Source organism: Stenotrophomonas sp. Sm2128, from assembly GCF_030985535.1.
Classification (GTDB): domain Bacteria; phylum Pseudomonadota; class Gammaproteobacteria; order Xanthomonadales; family Xanthomonadaceae; genus Stenotrophomonas; species Stenotrophomonas maltophilia.
Genome location: NZ_JAPTFQ010000099.1, coordinates 1 through 15,556, shown reverse-complemented (window position 1 = coordinate 15,556; position 15,556 = coordinate 1). Strand labels below are relative to the sequence as shown.

General features: G+C 62.9%; 28 protein-coding genes and 1 pseudogene. All 29 read right to left on the bottom strand.

Annotation, left to right across the window (positions count from 1 at the left end; genetic code table 11):
- Positions 1–87: 87 nt before the first annotated feature.
- The gene (locus O0K41_RS20320; protein WP_005412342.1) at positions 88–594 is read right to left on the bottom strand and encodes a disulfide bond formation protein B; all 507 of its coding nucleotides are present in this window, start codon (positions 592–594) and stop codon (positions 88–90) included.
- Positions 595–835: 241 nt separating this feature from the next.
- A complete protein-coding gene (rplQ, locus tag O0K41_RS20315) occupies positions 836–1,219 on the bottom strand; it encodes a 50S ribosomal protein L17 (protein WP_164223157.1) in 384 nt (127 codons plus the stop codon).
- Positions 1,220–1,410: 191 nt separating this feature from the next.
- Positions 1,411–2,409 (bottom strand): DNA-directed RNA polymerase subunit alpha, encoded by a 999-nt coding sequence (gene rpoA, locus O0K41_RS20310; RefSeq protein ID WP_005408216.1) that lies wholly within the window; start codon positions 2,407–2,409, stop codon positions 1,411–1,413.
- Between the two features lie 55 nt (positions 2,410–2,464).
- On the bottom strand, positions 2,465–3,094 hold the full coding sequence (gene rpsD / locus O0K41_RS20305; RefSeq protein ID WP_004145446.1) for a 30S ribosomal protein S4: 630 nt from the start codon (positions 3,092–3,094) through the stop codon (positions 2,465–2,467).
- 15 nt (positions 3,095–3,109) lie between these two features.
- On the bottom strand, positions 3,110–3,499 hold the full coding sequence (rpsK, locus tag O0K41_RS20300) for a 30S ribosomal protein S11 (RefSeq protein WP_004145443.1): 390 nt from the start codon (positions 3,497–3,499) through the stop codon (positions 3,110–3,112).
- Between the two features lie 11 nt (positions 3,500–3,510).
- Complete coding sequence (gene rpsM, locus O0K41_RS20295; protein ID WP_004154500.1) at positions 3,511–3,867, bottom strand: 30S ribosomal protein S13; 357 nt, start codon at positions 3,865–3,867, stop codon at positions 3,511–3,513.
- A gap of 347 nt (positions 3,868–4,214) precedes the next feature.
- Positions 4,215–5,582: a preprotein translocase subunit SecY gene (gene secY, locus O0K41_RS20290; protein ID WP_005408215.1), complete on the bottom strand. Its 1,368-nt coding sequence runs from the start codon at positions 5,580–5,582 to the stop codon at positions 4,215–4,217.
- A gap of 7 nt (positions 5,583–5,589) precedes the next feature.
- Positions 5,590–6,033, bottom strand: a complete 444-nt coding sequence (rplO, locus tag O0K41_RS20285; RefSeq protein WP_004154498.1) for a 50S ribosomal protein L15 — start codon at positions 6,031–6,033, stop codon at positions 5,590–5,592.
- Positions 6,034–6,039: 6 nt separating this feature from the next.
- The gene (gene rpmD, locus O0K41_RS20280) at positions 6,040–6,231 is read right to left on the bottom strand and encodes a 50S ribosomal protein L30 (protein WP_005408214.1); all 192 of its coding nucleotides are present in this window, start codon (positions 6,229–6,231) and stop codon (positions 6,040–6,042) included.
- Complete coding sequence (gene rpsE, locus O0K41_RS20275) at positions 6,224–6,766, bottom strand: 30S ribosomal protein S5 (RefSeq protein ID WP_005408213.1); 543 nt, start codon at positions 6,764–6,766, stop codon at positions 6,224–6,226. The genes rpmD and rpsE overlap by 8 nt, the downstream gene beginning before the upstream one ends.
- A 161-nt stretch (positions 6,767–6,927) precedes the next feature.
- Positions 6,928–7,287, bottom strand: a complete 360-nt coding sequence (gene rplR, locus O0K41_RS20270) for a 50S ribosomal protein L18 (RefSeq protein ID WP_024957318.1) — start codon at positions 7,285–7,287, stop codon at positions 6,928–6,930.
- An 80-nt stretch (positions 7,288–7,367) separates the two neighbouring features.
- Entirely contained in the window at positions 7,368–7,892 is a 525-nt protein-coding gene (gene rplF / locus O0K41_RS20265) for a 50S ribosomal protein L6 (RefSeq protein ID WP_005408211.1), read from the bottom strand.
- A gap of 18 nt (positions 7,893–7,910) precedes the next feature.
- On the bottom strand, positions 7,911–8,309 hold the full coding sequence (gene rpsH, locus O0K41_RS20260; protein ID WP_005408210.1) for a 30S ribosomal protein S8: 399 nt from the start codon (positions 8,307–8,309) through the stop codon (positions 7,911–7,913).
- 258 nt (positions 8,310–8,567) lie between these two features.
- The gene (gene rpsN, locus O0K41_RS20255; RefSeq protein WP_005408209.1) at positions 8,568–8,873 is read right to left on the bottom strand and encodes a 30S ribosomal protein S14; all 306 of its coding nucleotides are present in this window, start codon (positions 8,871–8,873) and stop codon (positions 8,568–8,570) included.
- 18 nt (positions 8,874–8,891) lie between these two features.
- Positions 8,892–9,434 (bottom strand): 50S ribosomal protein L5, encoded by a 543-nt coding sequence (gene rplE / locus O0K41_RS20250; RefSeq protein ID WP_004154491.1) that lies wholly within the window; start codon positions 9,432–9,434, stop codon positions 8,892–8,894.
- A gap of 11 nt (positions 9,435–9,445) precedes the next feature.
- Positions 9,446–9,763: a 50S ribosomal protein L24 gene (rplX, locus tag O0K41_RS20245; RefSeq protein ID WP_004154490.1), complete on the bottom strand. Its 318-nt coding sequence runs from the start codon at positions 9,761–9,763 to the stop codon at positions 9,446–9,448.
- A 16-nt stretch (positions 9,764–9,779) separates the two neighbouring features.
- Positions 9,780–10,148, bottom strand: a complete 369-nt coding sequence (gene rplN, locus O0K41_RS20240) for a 50S ribosomal protein L14 (protein ID WP_004145357.1) — start codon at positions 10,146–10,148, stop codon at positions 9,780–9,782.
- Positions 10,149–10,159: 11 nt separating this feature from the next.
- Positions 10,160–10,429: a 30S ribosomal protein S17 gene (rpsQ, locus tag O0K41_RS20235; RefSeq protein WP_004154489.1), complete on the bottom strand. Its 270-nt coding sequence runs from the start codon at positions 10,427–10,429 to the stop codon at positions 10,160–10,162.
- Between the two features lie 11 nt (positions 10,430–10,440).
- Positions 10,441–10,626 carry a 50S ribosomal protein L29 gene (rpmC, locus tag O0K41_RS20230; protein ID WP_004154487.1) on the bottom strand — a complete coding sequence of 62 codons (186 nt, stop codon included), beginning with the start codon at positions 10,624–10,626 and terminating at the stop codon, positions 10,441–10,443.
- Positions 10,626–11,039: a 50S ribosomal protein L16 gene (gene rplP, locus O0K41_RS20225; protein ID WP_004154486.1), complete on the bottom strand. Its 414-nt coding sequence runs from the start codon at positions 11,037–11,039 to the stop codon at positions 10,626–10,628. Before rplP ends, rpmC begins: the two co-directional genes overlap by 1 nt.
- Before the next feature lie 5 nt (positions 11,040–11,044).
- Positions 11,045–11,779, bottom strand: a complete 735-nt coding sequence (rpsC, locus tag O0K41_RS20220; RefSeq protein WP_004145350.1) for a 30S ribosomal protein S3 — start codon at positions 11,777–11,779, stop codon at positions 11,045–11,047.
- An 18-nt stretch (positions 11,780–11,797) separates the two neighbouring features.
- Positions 11,798–12,133 carry a 50S ribosomal protein L22 gene (rplV, locus tag O0K41_RS20215; protein WP_004145348.1) on the bottom strand — a complete coding sequence of 112 codons (336 nt, stop codon included), beginning with the start codon at positions 12,131–12,133 and terminating at the stop codon, positions 11,798–11,800.
- Between the two features lie 12 nt (positions 12,134–12,145).
- Positions 12,146–12,415, bottom strand: a complete 270-nt coding sequence (rpsS, locus tag O0K41_RS20210; RefSeq protein ID WP_004154485.1) for a 30S ribosomal protein S19 — start codon at positions 12,413–12,415, stop codon at positions 12,146–12,148.
- A gap of 6 nt (positions 12,416–12,421) precedes the next feature.
- Positions 12,422–13,249: a 50S ribosomal protein L2 gene (gene rplB / locus O0K41_RS20205; protein WP_004145339.1), complete on the bottom strand. Its 828-nt coding sequence runs from the start codon at positions 13,247–13,249 to the stop codon at positions 12,422–12,424.
- Between the two features lie 10 nt (positions 13,250–13,259).
- A complete protein-coding gene (gene rplW / locus O0K41_RS20200) occupies positions 13,260–13,559 on the bottom strand; it encodes a 50S ribosomal protein L23 (RefSeq protein WP_004145338.1) in 300 nt (99 codons plus the stop codon).
- Positions 13,556–14,161: a 50S ribosomal protein L4 gene (rplD, locus tag O0K41_RS20195; RefSeq protein ID WP_004145337.1), complete on the bottom strand. Its 606-nt coding sequence runs from the start codon at positions 14,159–14,161 to the stop codon at positions 13,556–13,558. The genes rplW and rplD overlap by 4 nt, the downstream gene beginning before the upstream one ends.
- A 12-nt stretch (positions 14,162–14,173) precedes the next feature.
- Positions 14,174–14,824, bottom strand: coding sequence for a 50S ribosomal protein L3 (rplC, locus tag O0K41_RS20190; protein ID WP_004145336.1), 651 nt, complete (start codon positions 14,822–14,824; stop codon positions 14,174–14,176).
- An 11-nt stretch (positions 14,825–14,835) separates the two neighbouring features.
- Positions 14,836–15,147 (bottom strand): 30S ribosomal protein S10, encoded by a 312-nt coding sequence (gene rpsJ / locus O0K41_RS20185; RefSeq protein WP_005408208.1) that lies wholly within the window; start codon positions 15,145–15,147, stop codon positions 14,836–14,838.
- A gap of 332 nt (positions 15,148–15,479) precedes the next feature.
- Positions 15,480–15,556: pseudogene (locus tag O0K41_RS20180) on the bottom strand (elongation factor Tu); the annotation flags it as partial.

Sequence of the window (15,556 nt, the reverse complement as noted above, 5' to 3'; positions counted from 1 at the left end):
CCCCCCCCCCCCCCCCCCCACTACCCTTCGTCAACGATTGGGGTCAGAGCCCTTTGCGATGCCAAGGGACCCGACCCCGTTTCGCTTTCAGCGCTTGACCTTGCCCAGCGACACCACCAGCGCCCACAACGCCAGCAGCACGAACCACACGCCCGACCACATCGGCATGGTCAGGCCCAGGAAGGTCCAGTCGATGTTGCCGCAGTTGCCGGTACCGGTCAGTACCGTGCGGAATACTTCCAGCGGCCCCATGGTCTCGCTCAGGAACGCCAGCGGCGGGCCACAGGTGGAGCCCATTTCCGGCGGCAGCATCTGCACGTAGACGTGGCGCGCGGCAATGCCGGCACCCACTGCGGCGGCAATGAACGCCAGCACGCCATAGGTCGCGCGTCCCGGGCGATTGGAGGGCCCGTGCAGCGCACCGATCAGGAACAGCAGGCCGAGCGCGGCAAAGGCCAGGCGCTGGAAGATGCACAGCGGACACGGCTCCAGGCCCATCTTCAACTGCAGGAAGATCGCGTAGCCAAGCAGGCCCGCGCAGATCAGGAAGCCCAGCAAGAACTGGGCGCGGAAGGGCCAGCGCAGTGGATTCATCGTCAACGCTCAAATGGATCAGGCGCCAAGCGTAACCGAGAGTGCGTGCCATTCGAACCGCCACAGGTGACGCCTGTCGGAACGGTGCGGGTCAGATCCCAGTGCGAATGCAAAGGGCTCTGGCCTGCGGTGCTGCCTGCCCGGGGTCAGGGCCCTTTCCTGCGGAAAGGCATCCGAGCCCTGGAAACGCAAAAGCCCGGCAAAGGCCGGGCTTTCGCTGTGTCGCGTTGGAGCGGTCCGATTACTCGGCCACTTCCTCGGCCACGACCGGACGGTCAACCAGCTCGACGTAGGCCATCGGCGCGTTGTCGCCGGCGCGGAAGCCGCACTTCAGCAGGCGCAGGTAGCCGCCCGGACGGCTCGCGTAGCGCGGGCCCAGGATGGTGAACAGGTTGCCCACGGCTTCGTTGTCGCGCAGGCGGGCGAAGGCCAGACGGCGGTTGGCGACGGAGTCGACCTTGGCCAGGGTGATCAGCGGCTCGGCAACGCGGCGCAGTTCCTTGGCCTTCGGCAGGGTGGTCTTGATCAGCTCGTGCTTGAACAGCGAGGCGGCCATGTTCTTGAACATCGCTTCGCGGTGGGCGCTGGTGCGGCTGAACTTACGGCCAGACTTCTGGTGACGCATGGTGATATTCCTTGGTTAATGATGTGGCTGTGTGGATCGTTGTCGCCATCCTGGCGTTGCTGCGCGGACTGCGGATGGTCCTGGCCGCCCGTCCTGGACGACCTGCCGCGCGAACCTGTGGTTCGTCATGGCATGGTGTGTTGCGTTGAAGGCCCCACCGCGAACGGTGGAGCCTTCAGGCATTACCGATCTCAGCCCAGCATGCCGTGGCTGGCGACACCGGCCGGCGGCCAGTTCTCCAGCTTCATGCCGAGCGACAGGCCGCGCTGAGCCAGCACTTCCTTGATCTCGGTGAGCGACTTCTTGCCCAGGTTCGGGGTCTTCAGCAGCTCCACTTCGGTCTTCTGGATCAGATCGCCGATGTAGTAGATGCTTTCAGCCTTCAGGCAGTTGGCCGAACGCACGGTCAGCTCCAGATCGTCGATCGGGCGCAGCAGCACCGGATCCACGCCGTTGTTTGCCGGCTTGGCCGCACCGCGGTCGCGGTGGGTGAAGTCACCGAACACCGACAGCTGGTCGCTGAGGATGTCGGCGGCGGTGCGCACGGCTTCCTCGGCGTCGATGGTGCCGTTGGTCTCGATATCGATGACCAGCTTGTCCAGGTCGGTACGCTGTTCGACGCGGGCCGCTTCCACGGCATAGGCGACGCGGCGGACCGGCGAGAACGAGGCATCCAGGACCAGGCGGCCGATGGCACGGGTTTCTTCGTCCGGACGACGACGCGCGGCAGCCGGCTGGTAGCCGAAACCACGTTCGATCTTCAGACGCATGTTGATTGCCGTGTCCTTGGTCAGGTGGCAGATCACATGGTCGCCGTTCAGGATCTCCACATTGTGGTCGACCTTGATGTCGGCAGCGGTGACAACGCCCGGGCCCTGCTTGGACAGGGACAGGGTGGCGCTGTCGCCGGAGTGCATACGGATGGCCACGTCCTTGAGGTTCAGCAGGACTTCGAGCACGTCCTCCTGCAGACCTTCGACCGTGGTGTACTCATGCAACACGCCGTCGATTTCGACTTCCGTGATGGCGAAGCCCGGGATGGACGACAGCAGCACGCGACGCAGGGCATTACCCAGCGTATGCCCGTAACCCCGCTCCAAAGGTTCGATAACGACCTTTGCACGGGTGTCGGTAAGGCGTTCGATCTGCGGACCGCGAGGACGCAGAACCTGGTTGGCGGTAACCGTCATGTTGCGGGTTCTCCTAGTGAACCCCCGGCCGTCGCCGGGGGCTCTCCAATGTGAATTACTTCGAATACAGCTCGACGATCAGCGCTTCGTTGATGTCCGCAGGCAGATCCGAACGATCCGGAACAGCCTTGAAGATGCCGGTGAACTTGCCGGAATCCACTTCAACCCACGACGGGCTCAGGTCATGCTGGGCGGCGACGGTCAGGGCTTCCTGGACGCGCAGCTGCTTGGCAGCCTTTTCAGACAGAGCGATGGCGTCGCCAGCCTTGACCTGGTACGAAGCCAGGTTGACCGACTTGCCATTCACGGTGACGCCGCGGTGCGACACCAGCTGACGGGCAGCCGGACGGGTCACGGCGAAGCCCATGCGGTAGACGACGTTGTCCAAGCGGGTTTCCAGCAGCTGCAGCAGGTTCTCGCCGGTGTTGCCCTTCTTGGTCGAGGCCTTCTTGTAGTAGTTGCGGAACTGACGCTCCAGCAGGCCGTAGATACGCTTGACCTTCTGCTTTTCACGCAGCTGGGTGGCGTAGTCGGACAGCTTGCCCTTGCGGGCAGTGGCGCCGTGCTGGCCGGGCTTCTGCTCCAGCTTGCACTTCGAGTCCAGCGCACGCGCCGGGCTCTTCAGGGACAGGTCGGCGCCTTCGCGACGGGCGAGCTTACAGGTAGGACCGATATAACGAGCCATTTCTTATCGCTCCCTTTAGACGCGACGCTTCTTCGGCGGACGGCACCCGTTGTGCGGGATAGGCGTCACGTCGATGATGTTGGTGATCTTGTAGCCGACGTTGTTCAACGAACGCACGGCCGACTCACGGCCCGGACCCGGGCCCTTGATGCGGACTTCCAGCGACTTCACGCCGTAGTCCAGCGCAGCACGACCGGCCTTTTCAGCGGCCACCTGGGCAGCGAACGGGGTCGACTTGCGCGAACCGCGGAAGCCAGCGCCACCGGAGGTCGCCCACGACAGAGCGTTGCCCTGACGGTCGGTGATGGTGACGATGGTGTTGTTGAACGAAGCGTGGACGTGGGCAACGCCGTCGGTGACGACGCGCTTGATCTTCTTCTTGGTCTTAGCAGCGGGCTTAGCCATTTCTCAGTCCCTTACTTCTTGATCGCCTTGCGCGGACCCTTGCGGGTGCGGGCGTTGGTACGGGTGCGCTGGCCACGCAGCGGGAGGCCACGACGGTGACGCAGGCCGCGGTAGCAGCCCAGGTCCATCAGGCGCTTGATCGCGATGCCGATCTCACGGCGCAGATCGCCTTCCACGATGTACTTGCCGACTTCGGCGCGCAGGCGCTCGATTTCCGGCTCCGACAGATCGCGGATCTTGGTGGTCGAAGCAACGCCTGCGACTTCGCAGACCTTCTTCGAACGGGTACGGCCGATGCCGTAAATGCTTTGCAACCCGACCCAGACATGCTTCTGGGCTGGCAGGTTGACGCCTGCAATACGCGCCATGACGCGGTTCTCCAGCTGAGTGATGGCCGACAGCGCGCCTCGGGCACGCCAATCCGGCAGGATGGATCAAAAAAGTGAACTAGCGATACTAACAAGGTTCCGGTTTACATGGAAGCCCGTGAAACCATTGGTTTCATGAACCCGGCCTGGGGAGTGTGCCCAGGCTCCGGCGCCGGATGGGGTTGGACCTGGGGTTTCCCCCGGGGCCGCCCGCGCTACTCCAGCGCGGGACCACCTCATCACACCCCCACCCGGAACCGCTGCGGGGGCCGCCCTTCGTTTGTGTGGCCGGAGTCCGCGAAGCGGAGGGACCATCACGTCAGGAAGACGAAAGTATAACAGGCCAATCAGCCGCGGGCAAAACCGCCGCGGTTGCCGCCCTTCAGGTTGGCCTTCTTCAGCAGGCTCTCGTACTGGTGGGACATCAGGTGCGCCTGCACCTGGGCGATGAAGTCCATCACCACCACCACCACGATCAGCAGCGAAGTACCACCGAAGTAGAACGAGGCGTTCAGCTGCGTGCGCATCAGTTCCGGCAGCAGGCAGACGATCACCAGGTAGGCCGAGCCGGCTGCGGTCAGGCGGGTCAGCACGCCGTCGATGTAATCGGCGGTGGCCTTGCCCGGACGGATGCCCGGAATCAGCGCGCCCGACTTCTTCAGGTTGTCGGCGGTTTCCTGCGAGTTGAACACCAGCGCGGTATAGAAGAACGCGAAACCGGTGATCAGCGCAGCGAACACGATCATGTGCAGCGGCTCGCCCGGGCCGAGAGCATTGGCCACCTTCTGCAGGACCTGGCCGAAGCTGCTCTGGTTGGCAGCCTGGCCGGACCACATGGCCAGGGTGGCCGGGAACGCCAGCAGGCTCGAGGCGAAGATCGCCGGGATGACGCCGGCCATGTTGAGCTTCAGCGGCAGGAACGAGGTCTGGTTCATGTACGCGTTGCGACCGCCCTGGCGGCGCGCGTAGTTGACCGTGATCCGGCGCTGGCCACGCTCGACGAACACCACGAAGAAGGTGAAGGCGAGCACGACGATGGCGATCAGCAGCAGCTGGATGAACTGGATGTTGCCGTCGCGGTAGGCGTCGAAGGTGTGGATGATCGCACCCGGCAGGCCTGCGACGATACCGGCGAAGATGATCAGCGACACGCCGTTGCCGATGCCGCGCTCGGTGACCTGCTCACCGACCCACATCAGGAACATGGTGCCGGCGGTCAGCGCGACCACGGCGGTGAGCACGAAGCCCATGCCCGGCGCGTACACGACCGGAGCGCCCGACGGCGAGACCTGGCCCTGCAGGGCCAGCGCGATCGAGCCGCCCTGCACCACTGCCAGCAGCACGGCGCCGATGCGCGAATACTGGGTGATCTTGCGGCGGCCGGACTCACCTTCCTTCTGCATCGCCTTCAGGGCGGGGAAGATGTGCACGGCCAGCTGCATCACGATCGATGCCGAGATGTACGGCATCACGTTCAGCGCGAAGATGCTGAAACGGTGCAGGGCGCCGCCCGAGAACATGTTGAACATGTCCACGATGCCGCCGCCCTGCTGTTGCATCATGGCAAGCATGGCATCGGGATTGACGCCCGGCACCGGCACGTAGCAGCCGATGCGATAGACGATCAAAGCCCCGACGACGAACAGCAAACGTTGGCGAAGTTCAGTGAACTTGCCCATTCCGCCCGCGAGGTTACCGATGCCAGCTTGCGCCATGATTTTCTTACTCCGTTACGCTGCCGCCGGCAGCTTCGATCGCGGCCTTGGCACCCGCCGTGGCAGCAATACCCTTCAGGGTGAACGCCTTGGTCACTTCGCCCTTGACGACGACCTTGGCCTTCTTGGCAGTGCTCGGGACCAGCTTGGCAGCACGCAGGGCGGCGAAGTCGATCTCACCGGCCGGCAGCTTGTCCAGCGCGTACAGCAGCACTTCAGCGGTGTCCTTGGCGATCGGCGAACGGAAGCCGATCTTCGGCAGACGACGCTGCATGGGGGTCTGGCCGCCTTCGAAGCCAGCCTTGATCTTGCCGCCACCCTTGCGGGCGAACGAACCCTTGTGGCCGCGGCCGGCAGTCTTGCCCAGGCCCGAGCCGATACCGCGACCGACGCGGGTACGCTCGGTGCGGGCGCCCGGTGCCGGGCTCAGTTCATTGAGACGCAGAGTCATGGTCGATTACTCCTCAACCTGGACGAGGTACTGAACCTTGTTGATCAGGCCGCGCACCTGCGGGCTGTCCTTCAGTTCACGCACATCGTTGAGCTTGTTCAGGCCCAGGGCACGCACCGACAGGCGGTGACGCGACTGGGTGCCACGCAGGCCACGCACCAGGCGGACCTTGACAGTCTTGTTGGACTCATTAGCCATGGTTGAGTTCCTCCACCTTCTTGCCGCGCTTGGCCGCGATGCGGGCCGGCGACTGCGCAGCAGACAGGCCCTTCACGGTGGCACGCACCAGGTTGATCGGGTTGCGCGAACCGGTGGCCTTGGCCAGCACGTTCTTCACGCCAACCGCTTCCAGCACGGCGCGCATGGCACCGCCGGCGATGACGCCGGTACCTTCCGAAGCCGGCTGCATGAACACGCGGGCTGCGCCGTGACCATCCTTGATGGTGTGCCACAGGGTGCCGTTGTTCAGGTCAACGCTGACCAGGTTCTTGCGGGCCTGTTCCATCGACTTCTGGATGGCGACCGGCACTTCGCGGGCCTTGCCATAACCGAAACCGACCTTGCCTTCGCCGTCGCCGACAACGGTCAGGGCGGTGAAGGTGAACTGGCGGCCACCCTTGACGGTCTTGCTGACGCGGTTGACCGCGACCAGCTTTTCGATCATGCCGTCGTCGATCTTCTCTTCGCGGTTACGGTCGCGATCGCGACCCCGCTGCTGACGCTCTTCTGCCATGTTGATTCCTTGGTTGTTTGGGTATGTACGGCTCGAAGCCGCTTATGGTTGTGGCGTGACGCGGCGTTCCGGTGGGCCGCTGCAGAAGAGCGGCGCCGTCCAGCCTCACTCAGGCTGGCGAGCAGGCAGGCAGGAGGCCAATGGCCCCCTGCCCTTGTCCCTTAGAACTGCAGACCGGCTTCGCGGGCCGCTTCTGCCAGGGCCTTGATGCGGCCGTGGTAGCGGTAGCCCGAACGATCGAAGGCAACCTTCTCGACGCCGGCGGCCTTGGCGCGCTCGGCGACGATGCGGCCAACCTTGGCGGCGGCATCGGCGTTCTTGCCGTTCTTCAGGCCTTCCATGACGTCGGTCTGGGTGGTGTTGGCGGCAGCCAGCACCTTGGAACCGTCGGCGGTGAAGACCTGGGCGTACAGGTGCTGGCCGGTGCGCAGCACCGACAGGCGGGCGACGCCGAGCTCACGGATGTGGGCGCGGGTCGACTTGGCGCGACGCAGGCGGGCGATGTTCTTGTTCATTTTGATTATTCCTTGAAAGCTGAAGGAAGAGCTTTTCCCTGAGAAGTCCGCACAGGGATGTGCGGGCTCTTGCGAGGGACTCGCGCTTATGCCTTCTTGGCTTCCTTACGGATGATGACTTCGTCGGAGTACTTCACGCCCTTGCCCTTGTACGGCTCCGGCTTGCGGAACGCACGGATCTTGGCGGCAACTTCACCGACGACCTGCTTGTCAGCGCCCTGGACCAGGATCTCGGTCTGGGTCGGGGTCGACAGGGTGATGCCTTCCGGCGCCACGAACACGACCGGGTGCGAGAAGCCCAGCGACAGGCTCAGGTCCTTGCCCTGCATGGCAGCGCGGTAACCCACGCCGACCAGCTCCAGCTTGCGCTCGAAGCCTTCGGACACGCCCTTGACCATGTTGGACAGGATCGCACGCACGGTACCGGTCAGTGCGACCAGGTCGGCGTTCTCGGTGCTCAGGGTGGCAACGCCGTTGTCGACGTTGATGGCAATACCGGCCGGCTTGGCCAGCGACAGGGTGCCCTTCGGGCCCTTGGCGGTGACGCTGTCCGACTGGACGTTCAGTTCAACCTTACCCAGGTCGATCGGCTTCTTGGCTACGCGGGACATAGTTCTACTCCTTTCGCCTTAGGCCACGAAGCACAGGACTTCGCCGCCGACGCCCAGCTGGCGCGCCTGCGCATCAGTCATGATGCCCTTGGAGGTGGAAATGATGGAGATACCCAGGCCGTTCATGACCTTCGGCAGCTCGCTCTTGCCGCGGTACTGGCGCAGGCCCGAACGCGAGAAGCGCTTCAGGGTCGCGATGACCGGCTTGCCTTCGAAATACTTCAGCACGATTTCCAGCTCGGACTTGTTGTTTTCCAGCTGGGTCACGCGCAGGTCGGTGATGTAACCCTCGTCCTTCAGGACCTGGGCAATCGCAACCTTGATCTTGGACGACGGGGCTTTCACCGTCTGCTTGCCAACCGCGGCCGCATTCTTGATGCGGACCAGCAGGTCGGCGATGGGATCAGTCATGCTCATATGAGTACCTTTGAGTGCACCGATATCCGCTTTCGCGAAAATCTGTTGTCTCCTGGAAACGGGCCAGGTCCCTTGTTGCAGCGGGCCGGAAGCCCACTCCTACAACCCCGTCTGCACAGGGCAAGACGCGGGAGTATACGCCAAAAGAGCCCGGCTTGCGCCGGGCTCTTCGGTTTTTTTGCATCGGGAAAGCTGAATGCCTCCCCTGCCCGGTTCAGGAACCCCCGAAGGGGCTCCTGATCGCAGGGCCGGCTGGGATTACCAGCTGGCCTTGCGCAGACCCGGGACGTCGCCACGCATGGTGGCTTCACGCAGCTTGTTACGGCCCAGGCCGAACTTGCTGTAGACGCCACGCGGACGACCCGACAGCTCGCAACGGTTGCGCTGGCGGCTCGGCGACGAATCGCGCGGCAGCTTGGCCAGCTTGGTTGCGGCGTCGATCTTCTCTTCGTAGGTCGCGTCCACGGAGGACACGATCTTCTTCAGAGCTGCACGCTTTTCAGCGTACTTCTTTGCCAGCTTTTCCCGCTTGATGTCGCGGTTGACCATGGAGGTCTTTGCCATTTCGGTTTCCTCGACAGATCAGTTACGGAACGGGAACTTGAACGCTGCCAGCAGCGCCTTCGCTTCCGCGTCGGTCTTCGCAGTGGTGGTGATGGCGATATCCATACCGCGGATCGCGTCGACGGCGTCGAAGTCGATTTCCGGGAAGATGATCTGCTCCTTCACACCCATGTTGAAGTTGCCGCGGCCGTCGAAGGAACGACCGGAAACACCACGGAAGTCGCGCACGCGCGGCAGCGAGATGTTGATCAGGCGATCCAGGAACTCGTACATCTTGTGGCGACGCAGCGTGGTCTTGCAGCCGATCGGCCAACCATCGCGGATCTTGAACGACGCAACCGACACACGCGACTTGGTGACAACCGGCTTCTGGCCGGAAATCTTGGTCATGTCGCCGACGGCGTTTTCCAGGATCTTCTTGTTGGTGGCCGCTTCGCCGACACCCATGTTCAGGGTGACCTTGACCAGCTTCGGCACTTCCATCGGATTGGTGTAGCCGAACTGCTTCATCAGCGCCGGCACCACTTCGTCCTTGTAGAACTTTTCGAGACGGGAACTCATCTTCTCATTCCTCAGGCGTCGAGCGCCTCACCGCTGGAGCGGAACACACGCAGTTTGCGTCCATCCTCCAGCACCTTGAAGCCAACGCGTTCGCCCTTGCCCGAAGCCGGGTTCAGAACATTCACGTTGGAGATATGGATCGAAGCTTCGCGCTCGACCACGCCGCCGGCAACACCTGCCTGCGGGTTCGGCTTGGTGTGGCGCTTGACGATGTTCACGTTGGCGACGACCACACGGTCGCCGTCGACGCGGACGACTTCGCCCTGCTTGCCCTTGTCCTTGCCAGCGTTGACGACAACCTGGTCGCCCTTCTTGATACGGTTAGCCATGATTATCTCCTGTCGCTCACAGCACTTCGGGAGCGAGCGAGACGATCTTCATGAACTTCTCCGAACGAAGTTCACGGGTCACCGGCCCGAAGATACGGGTACCGATCGGCTCCTGCTTGCTGTTCAGCAGAACGGCAGCGTTGCCGTCGAAGCGGATCAGCGAGCCGTCGGCGCGACGCACACCCTTGCGGGTACGCACCACGACGGCGTCATACACTTCACCCTTCTTGACCTTGCCGCGCGGAATCGCATCCTTCACGGTGACCTTGATGATGTCGCCGATGCCGGCGTAACGGCGCTTGGAACCACCCAGCACCTTGAAGCACATCACCTGCTTGGCACCCGAATTGTCCGCGACGTCAAGGTAGCTCTGCATCTGGATCATGATTCAGCTCCTTATTCAGCCGCGCGCGTGATGACTTCCACCACGCGCCAGTTCTTGGTCTTGGACATCGGAGCAATCTCGGTCACGCGGACGACATCGCCTTCCTTGCAGGCGTTGTCGGCATCGTGGGCGTGCAGCTTCGTCGAGCGCTTGATGTACTTGCCGTACAGCGCGTGCTTGACCTGACGCTCAACCAGGACGGTAACCGTCTTGTCCATCTTGTTGCTGACGACACGGCCTTCGACCGTGCGCAGCGTCTTCTTTTCAGTATTGTCGCTCATAGCGGCCATCCTTACTTCGTGCTGCCGAGCAGGGTCTTGACGCGAGCAATCTCGCGACGGACCCGGCGAATGTCGTGGGTCTTCGGCAGCTGGCCGGTGACCTGCTGCATACGGACAGAGAACTGTTCCTTACGCAGGTCGATCAGGTGGGCCTTGAGTTCGTCAGCCGACTTTTCACGGAGAGTTTTGATATCCATCAGCGCACCGTACGGGTCACGAAAGTGGTGGTGACCGAGAGCTTGGCGGCGGCCAGGCGGAACGCCTCGCGAGCCACTTCCTCGGAAACACCCTCGATTTCATAGATCATGCGGCCGGGCTGGATCTGGGCCACCCAGTATTCCACGTTACCCTTACCAGAACCCATTCGGACTTCGATGGGCTTCTTGGTGATGGGCTTGTCGGGGAACACGCGGATCCACATCTTGCCGCCGCGCTTGACGTAGCGGCTGATCGAGCGGCGGGCCGCTTCGATCTGACGCGCGGTCAGCTGACCGTGTGCGGTTGCCTTCAGGCCGTATTCGCCGAAGCTGACAGCGTTGGCGCTCCAGCTCAGGCCATCGTTACGGCCCTTGTGTACCTTGCGGTACTTGGTTCGCTTGGGTTGCAACATTGTCGTTACCTCGCTTCACGGGCCGGGCGCTGACGGTCACCACGGTCGCCGCGATCGTGACGATCGTTGCGCGACGGGGTGTCGTCCTGCTTTTCCTGGCCAACCTGGGAGAAATCGAAGACCTCGCCCTTGTAGATCCAGACCTTGATGCCGATGATGCCGTAGGTCGTCTTGGCTTCAGCGAAGCCATAGTCGATGTCGGCACGCAGGGTGTGCAGCGGCACGCGGCCTTCGCGGTACCACTCCGAACGGGCGATTTCTGCACCGTTGAGGCGGCCACCCACGTTGACCTTGATGCCCAGGGCACCCAGGCGCATCGCGTTGCCGACCGAGCGCTTCATTGCGCGGCGGAACATGATGCGACGCTCCAGCTGCTGGGCGATCGACTCGGCAACGAGCTGCGCGTCCAGTTCCGGCTTGCGCACTTCGGTGACGTTGATGTGCGCCGGGACGCCCATCATCTCGCTCACTTCCTTGCGCAGCTTCTCGATGTCCTCACCGCGCTTGCCGATCACCACGCCCGGACGGGCGGTGTGGATCGTCACGCGAGCGGTCTTGGCCGGACGCTCGATCAGGATCTTGCTGATGCCGGCCTGAGCCAGCTTCTTGCGCAGCATTTCGCGCACTTTCAGGTCGGCTGCCAGGTAACCAGCGAACTCGGCCTTGTTGGCGTACCACTTGGAGTTCCAGTCCTTGGAAATGCCGAGGCGGATACCAATCGGATGAACTTTATGACCCATGGTCTTTTCCTTATCCGCTTACTTGGCGGCGCCCACAACCACAGTGATGTGGCTGGTGCGCTTGAGGATGCGGGTACCGCGGCCTTTCGCCCGCGCCATGAAACGCTTCAGGGTCGGACCTTCATCAACCATGATGGTCTGAACCTTCAGCTCGTCGACGTCGGCGCCCTGGTTGTTCTCGGCATTGGCAATAGCCGACTCCACCACCTTCTTGATCAGGTGGGCAGCCTTCTTGTCCGAGAACTTCAGCAGGTTGACCGCACGCTCGGCCGGCAGACCGCGCACCTGGTCAGCGACCAGACGAGCCTTCTGCGGGGAGATGCGCGCAGTGCGCAGGATGGCTTTCGCTTCCATTGTCATCTCTCCTTACTTGCCCGACTTCTTGTCACCACCGTGACCCTTGAAGGTCCGGGTGATGGCAAATTCGCCGAGCTTGTGGCCGACCATGTTCTCGTTGACGAGAACCGGGATGTGGTTCTTGCCGTTATGCACGGCAATGGTGACGCCTACCATGTCAGGCAGGATCATCGAACGGCGCGACCAGGTCTTGATCGGCTTCTTGCTGCCCGCAGCGGCCTCCACCTTCTTGACGAGGTGGTGATCGACGAACGGGCCCTTCTTGAGTGAACGTGCCATGGTCGATTAGCCCCTACGATCGCGGACGATGAACTGCTGAGTGCGCTTGTTATGGCGCGTCTTGTAACCCTTGGTCGGGACACCCCACGGGGTGACCGGATGCGGGTTACCCTGGCCGGCCTTCGCCTCACCACCACCGTGCGGGTGGTCAACCGGGTTCATGGCAGCACCACGAACGGTCGGGCGGACGCCGCGCCAACGCTTGGCACCGGCCTTGCCCAGCTTTTCCAGGCTGTGCTCGTCGTTGCCGACTTCGCCGATGGTGGCGCAGCACTCGACCGGAACCTTGCGCATTTCACCCGAGCGCAGGCGCAGGGTGGCGTAGATGCCTTCGCGAGCCACCAGCTGCACGGCCGCACCAGCGGCGCGAGCGATCTGAGCGCCCTTGCCCGGCTTCAGTTCGATGCAGTGGATGGTGGTGCCGACCGGGATGTTGCGCAGCGGCAGGGTGTTGCCAGCCTTGATCGGGGCATCCGAACCAGCGATCACCTGATCACCGGCCTTCAGGCCCTTCGGGGCGATGATGTAGCGACGCTCACCGTCGACGTAGCACAGCAGAGCGATGTGCGCGGTGCGGTTCGGATCGTATTCGATGCGTTCCACGCGCGCCGGGATGCCCAGCTTGTTGCGCTTGAAGTCGATGATGCGGTAGTGCTGCTTGGCACCACCACCGACGTGACGCACGGTGATGCGGCCATGGTGGTTACGACCACCCGAGCGGCTCTGCGACTCGACCAGCGCAGCGTGCGGAGCACCCTTGTGCAGATCGGGAGTGACCACGCGCACGGCCGAACGGCGGCCGGGGGAAGTGGGCTTGAATTTCATCAATGGCATGGGATGTACCTCAGGCCTTGGCCGTTACATCGATCGACTGGCCATCGGCCAGGCGAACGTACGCCTTGCGCCAATCGCCGCGGCGGCCAGCACGGTTACGGAAGGACTTGTTCTTGCCCTTGACGTTGACCACGTTGACGGCTTCGACCTTGACGTCGAACAGCTGCTCAACCGCGGCCTTTACATCGGCCTTGGTGGCTTCGTTCGAAACTTCGAAGACATACTGGTTGGAGAGTTCCTGCAGGCGCGCGGTCTTTTCGGAGACACGCGGGGCACGCAGCACGCTGAAGATTTTTTCGTTGCTGTTCATGCCAGCCACTCCTCGACCTTCTTGACCGCGTCAGCGGTGATGACGACCGTGTCGGCACCCACCAGCGAGACCGGATCCAGACCCTGGACGTCACGCACCTGCACGTACGGCAGATTGCGGGCGGACAGGTACAGGTGCTCGGACGCTTCTTCGGTGACGATCAGCGGGCGCTTGCCCACTTCCAGGCCGGCCAGCTTGGCGATCAGACCCTTCGTGTTGGTCACTTCGACATCGAAGGACTCCACGATGGTCAGACGGCCCTGACGGTTCAGCTCGGACAGGATCGCGCACATGGCGGCACGGTACTGCTTACGATTGACCTTCTGCTCGAAGCTGCGCGGCTTGGCCGCGAAGGTGACACCGCCGCCGACGAAGATCGGAGCCGTCAGTGCGCCATGACGCGCGCCGCCGCCCTTCTGCTTCTTCGACTTCTTGGTGGTACCAGCCACTTCGGAGCGAGTCTTCTGTGCCTTGGTGCCGGCGCGACCGGCGTTGCGGTAGGCAACGACGACCTGGTGGACCAGATCTTCGCTGAAATCGCGACCGAACACGGCGTCGGAGACCGAGACCTTGTTGTTGCTACCCGTGATAACGAGTTCCATCGTCATCTCTCCTTATGCCTTGCTCGCCGGACGGACGATCACGTCGCCACCCGCCGCGCCCGGAACGGCGCCGCGAACGGCGATCAGACCGCGCTCGACGTCGACCTTGACCACTTCCAGGTTCTGGGTGCTCTGCTGCACCGCGCCCATGTGGCCCGACATCTTCTTGCCCGGGAAAACGCGACCCGGGGTCTGGCGCTGACCCAGCGAACCCGGCGCGCGATGCGACAGCGAGTTACCGTGGGTTGCATCGCCCATACGGAAGTTGTGGCGCTTGATGGTGCCCTGGAAGCCCTTACCCTTGGTGACACCCTGGACGTCGACGATCTGGCCGACTTCGAAGATGTCCGCCTTGACTTCGCCGCCAACGGCGAAATCGCCGAGCTGCGCGTCTTCAACGCGGAATTCCCACAGGCCACGACCCGCTTCCACCTTCGCCTTGGCGAAGTGGCCGGCTTCCGGCTTGTTGACCAGGGCAGCGCGACGCGCGCCGACGGTCACCTGCACGGCGCTGTAGCCGTCGGTTTCGACGGTCTTGATCTGCGCGATGCGGTTCGGGGTTGCTTCGATCAGGGTCACCGGGATGGAGCGGCCATCTTCAGTGAACACGCGGCTCATGCCAGCCTTGCGGCCCACGAAGCCCAACGAATACTTCTTCGTCATGGTCGTAGTCCTCAGGTCAGCTTGATCTGAACGTCGACGCCGGCAGCCAGTTCGAGCTTCATCAGCGCGTCCACGGTCTTGTCATTCGGGTCAACGATATCGAGCACGCGCTTGTGCGTGCGGGTCTCGTACTGGTCACGCGCGTCCTTGTCGACGTGCGGGGAGACGAGAACGGTGTAACGCTCGATCTTGGTCGGCAGCGGGATCGGGCCACGCACTTGCGCGCCGGTCCGCTTTGCCGTTTCAACGATCTCGCTGGCCGAACGGTCGATCAGACGATGATCGAACGCTTTCAGCCGGATCCGGATCTTTTGGTCCGCCATGGCGGTAGGTTCCTTCGTTAAAAGAGCGACAGACAAAGCCTCTGGGTTGCTTTGCCCCATGAAATTCCTGAATACGGACGGCCCGCACTCCTGCAGGCCGCCAAGGTCAATCCATAGACCTCAAAAACGTAGGCAGACCAGTTTCCCGGCCTGCCCAGACGTAGAAGCATAATGGCACGCAAGGCAGCTGTCAACAGTCGCCTGTTGACGCCGCCTGAATGGCATTGACCCTTCCTGGTCCGGGGAACACAAGGCACATCCTGTGCCTGCTTTCCCATTTGATACGCCCCGATGCCCTACCCAGGCAACATCGGGGCGCAGATACTACCAGATTACTCGATGATCTTCGAGACCACGCCGGCGCCGACGGTACGGCCGCCTTCGCGGATGGCGAAGCGCAGGCCTTCGT